Annotated in this window: 16 protein-coding genes; 7 read left to right on the forward strand and 9 right to left on the reverse strand. The window is 38.7% G+C overall.

Annotated elements, in window-relative coordinates:
* Nucleotides 1-132 precede the first annotated feature (132 nt).
* From M3210_RS05165 to mscL, 4 genes are all read right to left on the reverse strand, one after another.
* A complete protein-coding gene (locus tag M3210_RS05165; RefSeq protein WP_251512215.1) occupies nt 133-909 on the reverse strand; it encodes an ABC transporter permease in 777 nt (258 codons plus the stop codon).
* A complete protein-coding gene (locus M3210_RS05170; protein ID WP_251512216.1) occupies nt 884-1,870 on the reverse strand; it encodes an ABC transporter ATP-binding protein in 987 nt (328 codons plus the stop codon). The genes M3210_RS05165 and M3210_RS05170 overlap by 26 nt, the downstream gene beginning before the upstream one ends.
* Before the next feature lie 83 nt (nt 1,871-1,953).
* On the reverse strand, nt 1,954-2,562 hold the full coding sequence (locus M3210_RS05175) for a Dph6-related ATP pyrophosphatase (RefSeq protein WP_251512217.1): 609 nt from the start codon (nt 2,560-2,562) through the stop codon (nt 1,954-1,956).
* A gap of 111 nt (nt 2,563-2,673) precedes the next feature.
* Entirely contained in the window at nt 2,674-3,054 is a 381-nt protein-coding gene (gene mscL / locus M3210_RS05180) for a large conductance mechanosensitive channel protein MscL (RefSeq protein ID WP_251512218.1), read from the reverse strand.
* Between the two features lie 125 nt (nt 3,055-3,179).
* Here mscL and M3210_RS05185 point away from each other — a divergent pair, with 125 nt between their 5' ends.
* On the forward strand, nt 3,180-4,931 hold the full coding sequence (locus tag M3210_RS05185) for a SulP family inorganic anion transporter (RefSeq protein ID WP_349774319.1): 1,752 nt from the start codon (nt 3,180-3,182) through the stop codon (nt 4,929-4,931).
* A 183-nt stretch (nt 4,932-5,114) separates the two neighbouring features.
* A complete protein-coding gene (locus M3210_RS05190) occupies nt 5,115-5,315 on the forward strand; it encodes a cold-shock protein (protein WP_251512219.1) in 201 nt (66 codons plus the stop codon).
* Nucleotides 5,316-5,867: 552 nt separating this feature from the next.
* On the opposite strand, the gene M3210_RS05195 is transcribed toward M3210_RS05190, so the two are convergent.
* The gene (locus M3210_RS05195) at nt 5,868-6,791 is read right to left on the reverse strand and encodes a manganese-dependent inorganic pyrophosphatase (RefSeq protein WP_251512220.1); all 924 of its coding nucleotides are present in this window, start codon (nt 6,789-6,791) and stop codon (nt 5,868-5,870) included.
* Nucleotides 6,792-6,996: 205 nt separating this feature from the next.
* On the opposite strand from M3210_RS05195, the gene M3210_RS05200 reads away from it, so the two are divergent.
* Both M3210_RS05200 and M3210_RS05205 read left to right on the forward strand, forming a co-directional pair.
* Nucleotides 6,997-7,455 (forward strand): DinB family protein, encoded by a 459-nt coding sequence (locus tag M3210_RS05200; RefSeq protein WP_251512221.1) that lies wholly within the window; start codon nt 6,997-6,999, stop codon nt 7,453-7,455.
* The gene (locus tag M3210_RS05205) at nt 7,452-8,558 is read left to right on the forward strand and encodes an NAD(P)/FAD-dependent oxidoreductase (protein ID WP_251512222.1); all 1,107 of its coding nucleotides are present in this window, start codon (nt 7,452-7,454) and stop codon (nt 8,556-8,558) included. The genes M3210_RS05200 and M3210_RS05205 overlap by 4 nt, the downstream gene beginning before the upstream one ends.
* A gap of 51 nt (nt 8,559-8,609) precedes the next feature.
* Here the strand turns inward: M3210_RS05205 and M3210_RS05210 are convergent, their stop codons facing one another.
* Together M3210_RS05210 and M3210_RS05215 are read right to left on the reverse strand one after the other, a co-directional pair.
* Nucleotides 8,610-9,026, reverse strand: a complete 417-nt coding sequence (locus M3210_RS05210) for a universal stress protein (RefSeq protein ID WP_251512223.1) — start codon at nt 9,024-9,026, stop codon at nt 8,610-8,612.
* Nucleotides 9,027-9,067: 41 nt separating this feature from the next.
* Nucleotides 9,068-9,721 (reverse strand): YczE/YyaS/YitT family protein, encoded by a 654-nt coding sequence (locus M3210_RS05215; RefSeq protein WP_251512224.1) that lies wholly within the window; start codon nt 9,719-9,721, stop codon nt 9,068-9,070.
* 147 nt (nt 9,722-9,868) lie between these two features.
* On the opposite strand from M3210_RS05215, the gene M3210_RS05220 reads away from it, so the two are divergent.
* Entirely contained in the window at nt 9,869-10,432 is a 564-nt protein-coding gene (locus tag M3210_RS05220) for a cupin domain-containing protein (RefSeq protein ID WP_251512225.1), read from the forward strand.
* A gap of 56 nt (nt 10,433-10,488) precedes the next feature.
* On the opposite strand, the gene M3210_RS05225 is transcribed toward M3210_RS05220, so the two are convergent.
* Nucleotides 10,489-10,728 carry a DUF362 domain-containing protein gene (locus tag M3210_RS05225; protein ID WP_251512226.1) on the reverse strand — a complete coding sequence of 80 codons (240 nt, stop codon included), beginning with the start codon at nt 10,726-10,728 and terminating at the stop codon, nt 10,489-10,491.
* 57 nt (nt 10,729-10,785) lie between these two features.
* On the opposite strand from M3210_RS05225, the gene M3210_RS05230 reads away from it, so the two are divergent.
* Nucleotides 10,786-11,043 (forward strand): hypothetical protein, encoded by a 258-nt coding sequence (locus M3210_RS05230; protein WP_251512227.1) that lies wholly within the window; start codon nt 10,786-10,788, stop codon nt 11,041-11,043.
* Between the two features lie 514 nt (nt 11,044-11,557).
* Here M3210_RS05230 and M3210_RS05235 read toward each other — a convergent pair.
* Nucleotides 11,558-12,457: a nuclease-related domain-containing protein gene (locus tag M3210_RS05235; RefSeq protein WP_251512228.1), complete on the reverse strand. Its 900-nt coding sequence runs from the start codon at nt 12,455-12,457 to the stop codon at nt 11,558-11,560.
* A 198-nt stretch (nt 12,458-12,655) separates the two neighbouring features.
* On the opposite strand from M3210_RS05235, the gene ytaF reads away from it, so the two are divergent.
* A complete protein-coding gene (gene ytaF, locus M3210_RS05240; RefSeq protein ID WP_251512229.1) occupies nt 12,656-13,276 on the forward strand; it encodes a sporulation membrane protein YtaF in 621 nt (206 codons plus the stop codon).
* Nucleotides 13,277-13,305: the final 29 nt, after the last annotated feature.

Here is a 13,305-nt window from a genome sequence, read left to right on the forward strand (position 1 = left end):
CCCTTTCTGTTATAGATTCACTACTAACCTATGACAGCCGCCAAGGAGATGTATAAGCAAGTACCCAGCTATAGAGGAAATATATGCTAATGCCCCTTATTCCGCAAGTCCGTTTTTTGCATTAACTATTCATCAATAATGGGCTAAGAGTCCTTTTTGCATCGCAACTCTTTCACAATATATAAATATAGCAAGACCTAAAACAAAGTAAAATAGAGCATTGACTATCAATACAACAAAATCATATACTGCAAACTGGGAAAGACCCACTCCATGAATCATTACCTCACGGACCATATCAATCCCTTTGACAAATGGCAAGAACTGGATGATTGGTGATAATGATATGGGAATGAAAGTAAGTGCCATTAATATAAACTGGAGGATTTGTAAAAAAGCTTGGATTTGTTTAACAATGATGGTTATCCCCGCAATAATAAAACTGATTCCAAACATACCAATAAGGGTTAATAACATAATTGGAGCAAGAGTGACAACATCAACATTCAACCACTGTCCTGCTGTTGCCATAGATATATGCAGCAGTATAATAACGATGATCAAATTAATAATGGTTGTTGATATCAACCGTACAGCCATTATCCGCCAAATACCCATTGGAGACATGGAAAGTTGCTCTAGTGTACCTCGCATAGCCTCGTTAAGTATTTCATAACCAATACTATTAATGATTGAAAATGCTAAAAACCAAAAAATATAGTTTACAATCACATATTGAGTATTTGCATCCTGGGTGGTAGGATCTCCAACAATCTGGATGACTCCAAACAAACCGAGGAAAATGATATAAAATGTTAATATCATCGCAATCGTATTCGGCAAATACCGCTTTAATTCCAAGTATTCCTTTTTCAAGTTTGCTTTAAGAAGATTGAGCCAGGCTGCCATTTCCCTTCTCCCCCTTTAGTATTTTCATAAATATCTGTTCAAAATTCACCATTTCCCTGTCAATTGACTCTACCGGAGTATTTGCTAGCTTTAATATATCAAACAGCTCATATATCTCTTCATTTCCCAGTAAATCAACTTCTAATGAGGATTGGTAGCGATCGGGTTCGTATTTATAGGTAGGGAATATCTGAATTAACTTATCCTGTTGCTCATTTGTCAATGTAGTTCCAAGTGCAAGTTTATATGTCCTTACTTCAAATAATTTCAGTAAATTTTCGATCCGATCATTAATAACGATCTTTCCTTTATTTATGATTACAGTACGCTCACAAATATCTTGAATAACATCCATATCATGTGAACTGATTATAATTGTTTTATTATATTTTTTAACAATTTCCTTTAACATACCCCTTATTTCATAGCTTGTTTCCACATCAATTCCTAAAGTAGGTTCGTCCAGTAAGATCACTTCCGTATCCGCAAGCATTGCCACAGCAATAGCCAGCTTTTGTTGCATTCCACGGGAAAGACGATTAACAAGCTCATGTTCCTTTTCTTTTAAACGGAAGTTCTTAAGTAACTCTTCAATCCTCTCTCTTACTTCTCGTTTGCTTTCTCCCCTGTTTCCTGCAAAGTATTCCAGATTTTCTCTAACCGTCAGACGCCAATACAGATTCCGGTTCCCCTCTAGTACAGCACTGATATGCTTTAGCGCCTTTAACCTTTTCTGTTTATTATCAATCCCTTTAATCGTGATTGCTCCAGAGTCTGGACGCAACAAGCCACATATCATTTTAATTGTAGTTGTCTTCCCTGCCCCATTAGGCCCGAGCAGTCCAAGTATCTCCCCAGGATAAACTTCAAAAGACACATCTGTCACCGCATGGACCAGTTCCCCTGTTTTTCGCTTTTTATACGTTTTATTGAGGTTATGTACCTCCACAATTGCTTCCACCGTTTTAACCCCTTTCGAAATAATCTAACTTTATTTTAGAATACTCTCCTACATCCTCCTACAACCCTAAGCAGTAAATAATCTCAACCTTCGGACCGATGTGACTTACTGTAGAATATCGGTCCATCATAAACATGTGTATGATATTCTCCCGATTCACCAAGGGGACAAACATCATACGTTTGGATATCACGAATGAAGTTCATATCCACCTCTCGGCCAACCCATTCCTTTGGGAGCTTTTCCTCATCCACTTTAATCACTCTGCTCTTGAAACCAGAAGCGACAAAATCATATAGCAATTGAATTGCTTTATCCTGATCCGTCCACAATGGATACAGCGACTTCAAGTCAACAGATTTTGCCAACTCTTCTCCCCACTTGCGATGCCCTTCCAGATAGATATCTCCATAAGCTATCGCTTCGAGCTTGTATATATGCTTTAACTCCATTAATTTTTGCTTATAATCTGTTGTATAACTTTCAAAATCGGTAACAACCAATTCAAGCGGTATGCCTAATTGATTTGCTTGTTGTTTTAAGCGCTCCAATTTTTCTCCATGTGCAACAGTCTCCCCATTCTCTTTCCATATTGTTGTAATGAGGCAAGCAGCCGAAATTCCTTGCTCCTTTAATCTGTATAAAGCAAAAGTCGAGTCCTTTCCTCCACTGAATGATAACCCTGTTCTCAATACAAATCCCTCCTATGTCTTCATTACGGATGATGCAATCAAAAGGTTTCCATTTTAAAAAGGCCAAACTAGGTAGCTTTAATCACATACCCACTCTGACCTTCTGTGCATTTATATTTTTTGGTTTTGTTCTTTCAATAAATCTCTGATCTCCGTCAACAGTTCTTGCTGAGCATCCACTTTTTCTTCCACTTCCTCTACTTCTTTCCGTTTAAACTTATTTAAAAAGCGAATCGCTAAAAAGATAGAAAAAGCAATGATTAAAAAGTCAACAAACGACTGGATAAATATTCCATACTTTATCTCTGCATCACCGAGGCTAATTGTTAATCCGGTAAAATCAATACCGCCAGCGAGCATTCCGATAAGTGGTGTAATAATATGTTCAACAAATGAAGACACAATTGCATTAAATGCTGTTCCTATCACTACAGCTACCGCAAGATCAATGATATTCCCTTGAAAAGCAAATTCCTTAAATTCTCTCCACATACTTGTCAACCCCAATTCATATGTCATTCTTTTAGTAAAGATAACATAACTCAGTATAATGCACATCTCTCAAACCGAAAATAGTTCTATGGTATCATAGATAGTAAGTAGAATAAGGAGATGAAGTGAAGTTGTTAAAGGACAATCGATTCAGAGGGTTAACCGCCAATGATGTAAAACAGGATTTGATGGCGGGTATTACAGTTGGGATTGTCGCTATTCCTCTTGGAATGGCATTTGCAATTGCTTCAGGGGTGAAACCGGAATACGGTTTATACACTACTGTGATTGCAGGGATATTGGTTGCTTTATTTGGAGGGTCGAGATATCAAATTGCAGGTCCAACCGGTGCCTTCATCCCAATCTTGCTTGCGATTGTTTTGGAATTTGGCTATGAAGATCTGCTGATTGCCGGATTCATGGCCGGTATTATGCTCATGTTGATGGGCTTTTTTAAATTCGGTAATTTAATCAAATTCATTCCCCGGTCTGTAACCATTGGGTTTACTGCGGGGATAGCGGTGATCATTTTCGCCGGACAAATTGAGAACTTTTTAGGGTTAGAAGGAATGGAGAAAAAAGAATATTTCCATGAAACGATGATCCAAATATTTGAGAGGCTCCCTACCCTTAATTTGTACAGCATCTTAGTCGCTGTGTTAGGTGTTCTTATTCTCATTCTTGTACCGAGATATTTTCCACGTGTTCCCGTTTTATTAGTCGCACTAATCATTCCTGCATGTATTGCTTACATATTCTTTCCGGGAAAAGTGGAAACAATCGGTTCAGCATTTGGTGGTATTTCCCAAAGTCTACCGACTCTACAGTTTCCTGAATTAACATGGGATAAAATCGTTACTTTGCTCCAACCAGCTTTTGTTATAGCAATGCTTGGTGGTATTGAATCATTACTATCTGCGGTTGTAGCGGATGGAATGACCGGCAAAAGACATAATTCGAATCGTGAACTCATTGGGCAAGGACTTGCCAATGTTGTCACGCCACTTTTCGGTGGTATTCCTGCAACTGGAGCAATTGCCCGAACGGCAACCAACATTAAAAGTGGTGCTGTCAGTCCCCTTTCCGGTGTGTTCCAAGGGATATTCGTTCTAGTTACGATTTTGGCACTTGCGCCATTCGCATCCCATATTCCATTAGCTAGTATGGCTCCAATACTAATGCGGGTCGCAATCAATATGAGTGAACATAAATCATTTGCTCATATCGTTAAATTAAGAACCAGTGATTCACTCGTCTTGGCCGTCACTTTCTTGTTAACTGTATTTGTTAATTTAACGGTTGCCGTCCAATTCGGTTTGCTCCTCGCCATGTTTTCTTTCGTTAAACGGATGAGTGAAGTGGTGGGAGTCGAGAAGGTAATTCCTACCCGTTTAAAAGAAGAAGAAAATTCCAAAGGATTGCAGTCAATTTGTCCAAAGATCGCCTTCTTTACTATTGAAGGACCATTGTTTTTTGGAGCAGCAGACAAATTTGAATCCATGATTACGAGATCCATCAATAAAAAACCGAGCGTGCTGATTTTGAAGATGAAGCATGTTTCCTATATTGATGCAACAGGAGGCAATAACTTAGCCTCATTGATCCGCGATTTCAAGAAAACTGGTGGAACGACCTTACTTGCAGAAATGAATGATGACGTCTTAAATACGATTAAAAATAGTGGTCTATATGAAGAAATCGGTGAAAAGAACATTTTCAGTGATGCAAGTAAAGCTGTCGACTACAGTTTAAATCTAATCAATGTAAATAAATGTTCCCGTTGTGGCAAAAAAGGCGCGACTACCTGCCAAGTCTATCTGGAAAGTCAACAACTCCGCTCTCAAGCTGATAGAGCGGAACATGGTGTAGTGAACTAGTCCTACATTTTTAAAAAGTTTTAGATATGAATTTGCATTTCTCTCACACTCATGCTATACTAAATGTATTATTTTCGTTCGGTGAATAAAAGGATAGAAGTAACACAGTGTTGTTTCGTCTTGAATTGGTAACTTGAACAAAAATAGTAATAAACGTGCTACAAGCACATGGAGGTTTTTTTAATGAACACAGGTTCAGTAAAATGGTTTAACGCAGACAAAGGTTTCGGATTTATCGAAGTTGAAGGTGGAGACGATGTATTCGTACACTTCTCAGCAATTCAAGGCGAAGGCTTCAAAACTTTAGAAGAAGGTCAACAAGTTTCTTTCGATATCGAAGAAGGAAGCCGTGGACCACAAGCAGCTAACGTTACTAAATTATAATATTTAGTGATTAGCGAAAAAAATCTTCCTGTTCGCAGGAAGATTTTTTTGTTTCCAATTTAAATATCAAAGAATTCCTTCACAACTTCTCACGTTCGATCAGGACTCGAATTTAGTGTTTTCGCAGCACTTGTGAAGCTCTCATGTTCGATTGACGTAAGAATTTTGGTGCTCGTAGCATGTGAGAGGCTCTCACGTTTGATTGACGGATAGAATATAGGCGCTCGTAGCACGTGAGAAGCTCTCACGTTTGATTAACGGATAGAATTTAGCCGCTCGTAGCACGTGAGAAGCTCTCACGTTTGATTGACGGATAGAATATAGGCGCTCGTAGCACGTGAGAAGCTCTCACGTTTGATTGAAGCAATAATTTGGCATCCCGTAGCACGCGAGAAACGCTCACGTTCGATTAAGGCTTGAATTTAATGCTGCCTTAGCACGTAAGAATCTCTTACGTTCAATTGAATCATGAATTCAGGGCTACCCTATTACGTGAGAAGCTCCATGAAATAAAAAACTGAGACAGAAGCATTGCCTCTGTCCCAGTCTATTTTATTTTACATACTCATCAGTTAATGTTGTAACGATTTGTTTCTTACGAGATACTACACCTTTTAGTAAGGCACGGTTATTTTGCAGTTCCACATTGAATCCAGTTGCTACATTAGCCTGTCCTCTTCCAAGGGCAAGCACTTCAGAATCATTATTGAGAATATCTGTTACTACGAATAGGAAAAGATCGAGACTTTTACTTTCAATAATTTGATTGATTTCCGCTTCAATTTCATCTTGTTTTTCATAGATTTCACTTAAATCAACCGTATTTACTTGAGCAATTTCTACTTTTGCATCGCCCATTGAAAATTCTTTCGCATCCATTGTTAACAGATCAGAAACAGACTTTTCACTTAAATCCGCACCAGCTTTTAACATTTCAAGACCATATGTCTCCAAATCCACTCCTGCAATTTCTGCCAATTCACGAGCAGCTGCCACATCTTCTTCTGTGCAGGTTGGTGATTTTAATAATAGGGAGTCAGAAATGATTGCAGATAATAACAAACCAGCGACTTCTTTACTTCGCTCCACATTATTCTCTTTGTACATCTTATTTAGAATCGTTGCGGTACACCCAACTGGTTCTGCACGGAAATAAAGAGGTTCTTTCGTTTCAAAGTTTGAGATGCGGTGATGATCAATCACTTCAACAATTTTTGCAGCTTCTATATTATCTGCACTTTGCTGGAATTCGTTATGGTCAACAAGCACAACTTCCGTGCCATCTTCTACTTTTTCAAGTAGAGCCGGAGCTTCTACATTAAAGTAATTTAAAGCGTACTGTGTTTCTTGATTCACTTCCCCTAATCTGCGCGCTTCCACATCTTCGCCAAGTTTTCCTTTCAAATCAGCGTAAACAACTGCTGAGCAAATTGTATCTGTATCCGGATTCTTATGTCCAAAAACTAATTTTGCCATTATGCCCTTCTCCTTTTATATGTAATGAATGAGTTAACTTATGTAAATATAATCAAATTTTATCATATCAAACTTTCTCTTTCAATTATAGGACAGGCATGCATCTGGCCGCCGGATTATTTTACAATCGAATAGAGAAAAGCTAAACTAGTATAGGAAGTATGATTGTGAAATACCTTTCAAGATGAAAGAGGAGGAAATATATATGTCTAGAAAACAATTTAATCTAGCTAGAACTGCATTACTTAATTTTATAGAGGAACTAACGGAAGATACTGCTGATGTCCAAGCATCACCATTCAATAATACATTACGCTGGCATGTTGGCCACGTACTGACTTTCAATGAGAAATTATTGTTCCGTTACCCTAAAAAATCTAATAATATTCCCGAAGAATATGCAGAACTCTTCGGACCAGGCACAAAACCTAGTGAGTGGACAAAAGAAGCACCCACATTAGAAACATTGATAAATCAATTGCAAGAGCAACAAGAACGGGTTAATAACTTCGATGACCTCTTCTGGCAAACGAATGTATCGTTTAAAGTTCCATTTGGCAGCATTGAAACATTTGGTGACCTATTAATTATGCTCGCTCATCATGAGACAGAACATCTAGGCAAAATGAAAGCAATGCTTCAGGTAGTGAATGCGGAAAAATGACAAATAAGATAATCATTATTGGCGGCGGAATTGTTGGAGCAAGTTCCGCCTATTTCCTTTCCAAGCAAGGTACCTCTGTTACTTTGATTGACCGAGCGGATGATGGTCAAGCTACTGATGCAGCTGCAGGCATCATCTGTCCCTGGCTTTCTCAACGAAGAAACAAAGCGTGGTATCGGCTGGTGAAAGCTGGAGCAAAAATGTATCCGGAGCTCATAGCAGATCTGGAAGCAGATGGTGAACTGGATACTGGTTACAAACGGGTAGGAGCACTCAGCATCCACCATGATAAGAAAAAATTGATTGCCATGCAAGAGCGGGCCATCAAACGACGAGAAGATGCACCTGAAATTGGAGATATCCAATTATTAGATGAAACAATGGCGAAAGAGAAATTTCCACTTCTACGTGATGGATATGAAGCTCTATATGTAAGCGGTGCTGCGCGAGTTGACGGGCGTAAGCTGCGAGATGCGTTGATCCGTGGTGCAGTAAAACATGGAACTAAATTAATCCACGGCAGTGCGGAGCTTTTAATTGAAGGTAACCAAGTTACAGGAGTAACTGTAGACGGGGAAAAATACTTTTCAGATCAAGTGATAGCAACAACCGGTGCTTGGATGAATGATCTGCTTGAGCCATTTGGGCTTAAAGAATTTGAGGTTAAACCGCAAAAAGCTCAAATTCTACATGTACGTTTTGAAAAATTGGATACGGAAAATCTCCCAGTCATTATGCCACCAAACGATCAATACATGCTCAGCTTTGATGATCATCGATTCGTCATCGGAGCGACTCATGAAGACAATGTGGGTTATGATACTAACTTAACAGTATTCGGTATAAACGACATCTTAACGAAAGCATTAGAAATAGCCCCCGCTTTGAAGGATAGTATATTTCTGGAAGCTCGGGTCGGTTTTAGACCAATGACAGAAGGATTCCTTCCAGTAATCGGCAAGTTGAAATCTGCTACCGGCCTCTTGTATGCAAATGGTCTCGGAGCTACAGGTTTGACTGCAGGACCATTTTTAGGCAAGCAGCTTGCTAAAATGGCTCTACATGAATCGACCGATATCAACCTTGAAGATTACCAGCTTTAGGTTCTAAAAAGTTAGACGTTCTACTCCAACCGAACGTCTAACTTTATTTTGTTATTTAATAATAAGTACGGGGCAGTTTGCACGCTTGGCAACTTTGTGGCTTACACTCCCGAGGATAAGGGTTTGCAATTGATTAAGCCCTCTACTCCCAATGACGACACAATCAAATGCCCGTTCATTGGCAAACTTTACTATGGTTGGACCAGGATCGCCGTGAAGAATATGTGTCCCGAAGATTATTTTCGATTCATCCAAGCGTTCGCGAATAGGTCTGATTTTTTCTTTGCGCTTTCTTTCAATTTCAAATTGGTTATTGGAATGAAGAGCATCTTTCTTTGCTGTACTTTCATCAACGACGTAAACCGCATCGATTGCACTATCAAATTTCTGTGCTAATTTAATGGAATATTCTGTTGCTTTTATCGAATGTTCCGAACCGTCAACTGCAAGTAAAATACGCTTAAACATTTGTTCACCCCACACAATTTAAATTTTTGATCAATAGGGACTCAACTTGATTTTTCCCGCGCAATCATACGAGTGTTTCCATCAATTTTCCCTTCAATCTTACTGATTATACGTCCAAAGAATTGATAGGAATACTGGAATATCGGGCTCTGGATGAACGTAAAGATAAATGAAAAGATAAAGACAGGACCACCAATCAGAAAGCCGACTACCAACACCAGCGTTTCAACTATTATCCGCACGCGGCTAACGGACATGCCTGTTCTATCGGACAAGGAGAGCATAAAACCATCCCTAGGCCCGGAACCTACTCCACCGGCATTATACATACCTCCACCGAATCCCATAATTACTATCCCCGTGATGATAATGATAATGTCCATCCATGTATTTGTAGCAGTCGGAAGAAAACCCATCCACATATATAAATCCACAAATGCACCTACTAAAATAGCATTGATGAACGTGCCGAGTTTTATGTAGCGTCTATCCATCAGTAGCGTAACTAGAATCAATAGAATAGAAATAATAATCGCCCAAGAACCAATCGATAAGCCAAAGTGGTCGAAAAGCGCTACATTAAGCACATCCCATGGGTGGACCCCTAAATGTTGAACATTGATTGCTAAAGTGATCCCCATACTGAAAATCATCATACCTAAGAGAAAGAATACCCACCGGATTGTCTGCTTCAAGGTACAACCCTCCATTTATTTTTATCTTTCAAATAATATATCATATTCAGACAAAAATGCCATTGTTGTAATCAACCTGTTAAAAACAAATTAGGCACGTATTGCATACAATAGACCGATAACTATACTCGAAAGGAAATGATTACAATGTATTATGGTTCTAACTACAATCCATATTCTTACTATCCTCCATATTATCCTTACCCTCATCCTTATGAACAACCAGCTTATCCGTATACAGAGGACAGGTATTATCCGCCTTTATCTAATGAAGAAATGGATAGACAAGGAGACCATGGAAACCAGCCCTACGTATTTAATATTGAGCATGCCACCGAACGGAATCGGGCATTTCGCAGAGCTGTTTGGACAGGTCAACACTTACAGGTTACACTTATGCGGCTATTACCTGGGGAAGATATTGGATTAGAGATCCATCCGAATACGGATCAATTTATACGAGTGGAAGATGGACGCGGAGTTGTTCAAATGGGGAATCGCCGCAATAATTTGACCTTCGAACGACGGATTCGAGAAGATGATGCGATTTTGATTCCAGCAGGAATGTGGCATAATATCACGAATACCGGCAGGGAATCACTCCATCTTTACTCGATTTATGCCCCACCAGAACATCCACGGGGAACCATACACCGTACAAAACAAGATGCACAACATCATCACGGGAACCAACACAGAGCAGTAGATTAATTATACACACAAAAGCCGTACGCATATTTACACTGCATACGGCTCTTCACTTGAATTTATCTATTTGCAAAAAACTCCTCCGCACGTTGCAGGAAAATTTCTTGATCTGGCGATAAATCATATTCTTCCTCGATTGCATCAACTGGGCATACCGCTTTACAAGCCGCACAATCAATACATACATCTGGATCTATATAAAACTGATCTGGACCTTCTACAATACAGTCAACTGGACAAACGCTTACACATTCAGCTGCCTTCTCCGATTGACATGCTTCTAAGATAACAAAAGCCACCTGATTTCAACCTCCTTATAGCTATAATATCTCTCTATCAATGATACGGCTTTATTTATGGATTGTAAATTAATTCGATTACAATTAGATGGGCTACTAAGAAGATTGATAGACACGAATTCATCAGGAGAAAATTATATTCACTTTGTGTTTATGAGTGCTATTATCGACCGAAAATTTTTGGATACTGCTTGTTCGGGCGATTATAAGCACTATAATCGACCGAAGCTTCTCAAAGAGAATCACATTCGGGCATTGATTGAACGTATTAATGACCGAAAACGTCCATTCACTTCCTATTCGGGCGATTATTAGCACCATAAACGACCGAAACTTCTCGATGACTCCAAATTCGGGCATTGATTGAACGTATTAATGACCAAAAACGTCCATAGAATCCCTATTCGGGCGATTATTAGCACCATAAACGACCGAAGCTTCTCGATGACTCCAAATTCGGGCATTGATAAACCGTATAAATAACCGAAAACGTCCATTCACTTCCTATTCGGGCGATTATTAGCACCATAAACGACCGAAGCTTCTCGATGACTCTACATTCGGGCATTGATTGACCGTATAAATAACCGAAAACGTCCATTGACTTCCTATTCGGGCGACTATTAGTACTATAAACGACCGAATCTATCCGGATACTCTTAATACGGTCGATGAGATACATTATGAACGACCGAAAGTATTGGAAGGCTTCTCATTCAAGCGAATATATATACTAAACATACCTATAAATCACCTATTTAATATATTGAATAGTATTAGAGAAAAAAATTAGCCCTTCCTATACTAGGTAGGGCTAATAGTCACTGCATTATACATAGTATGTCCACTGTTTTTTTCCGACAGTTTGATAATTGTCTTTGAGTACTCGTCTGATCGCTTTCTTAGAATCCACCACCCTGCACCAATCATAGACTTGATTCGTGGTCAATCTCTTCTCTGGAAACAATAACTGAAATTCCCTTATTGAACGTAATATAGCAGAGCTCATTGGCTCTCTGTCTCCACAAGCTTCACAAACGCATGTCCTTTTAACTAAGGTAACTGAGATATTTCTACAGGATTTGCATGAGATTCCCTTTTTCAATTCTTCGTATTCATAAATTGGTAGTTGCATATAAGGAGATATCTCTTTACGGAGATCTAGTAACTTTGCAGAAAGGTTCCTGTTGGTATTTGTGATTCCTTTTGCTTGCAAATTGACTATATTTAAATGTTCATGTAGTTGAGAAGGAAAAATAAATGGTGAATCTAGTGGAGTTTGATAAAGAGTGAAAGTGGGGTTAACAAAAACGACGAACGACTCAATCATTAAAGTGCAGTTGATACTGAGGAGTAATTGGCGTAATAGTGACTCTGTTCTACTTAATTGATGCAATGGGTTAATTACTTCATAATGAGGCTTTTTATAAAACTTACCCGCTTCTAAATAAAAGTCACCTTCATAGTTTTTAATTTCATATAAGTAGATCTTATCCCGAGTTATAATCAGGCAATCAATCTGAAAAGTCGCTTGATTATATTCAAGCAACAAATCCGTTAAAACTAACAAGTCGCCTTTTAATCTTTTCAACAGCTGTAGGAATTGCACTTCACCTTCATAGCCTTTTTTTAGATTAAGATAATACTTGTTCTCTTTGTTTGATAACATCTTCCTCTTACTCAAATGATCAAAAAGTGACAATAATGGTGGTTTACCTACCGTTTCCAATTTATTATCTACACCCTCCTTTCCTTATTTATTACTATAAATAATAACATAAATCTTATTAAATCATCCCCTAATAATCTATATAAAAAATCAGCACATCCATCCCCTTATTTCATACAATACTCTAGATAACTTCAAGGCGGAGGTCCACATCGTTATCTCATGTACTCTCCAGCAATATAAAAAGGAATGGATGCAATGCTTTATTATACTGGTCTCGCATTATTAGTTATTGCAGTAAGTCTTGATGGACTTGGAGTCGGGATTAGTTACGGAGTTCAGAAAACCCGTGTCCCACTGCTAGCCGTTTCCATCATCATGCTCTGTTCAGGCATTACTGTTTTCATTGCGATGACACTCGGATCTGGACTTAAGCATTTTATTTCTCCAGCCATCTCAGAAAATCTTGGTGCTGGTATCTTGATTGGACTCGGTTTATTTACTTTGTATAACCTCATAAAAGCCAAGAAAATAAAACTCGATGATACAGAAAATCCGACTGTCTTTAAAGATGTGAAAAAAGTGCTTCGTTCACCTCATGAAGCAGATTTAGATCAATCTGGCACAATATCGAAGCATGAAGCCATTTTACTTGGGATGGCCCTTGCCTTAGATGCTTTCGGTGCAGGGATAGCTGCCAGCCTACTTGATTATTCAGCTTTTATAACGGCATTGTTTGTAGCAATGATGAGTGGGATTTTTCTCATGATTGGCTTAAAACTTGGCTTACTGCTTTCAAAATATGAAGATATACAATTCTTTTCTTACCTCCCCTCCCTCCTCTTAATTAGTATCGGATTCTTTAATCTAGTAAGTTAAAAAGCTAGAATTCTCTGCTCGGATGAGAA

The sequence above is a fragment of the Oceanobacillus luteolus genome (assembly GCF_023715655.1).
Taxonomy (GTDB): Bacteria; Bacillota; Bacilli; order Bacillales; family Amphibacillaceae; genus Oceanobacillus; species Oceanobacillus luteolus.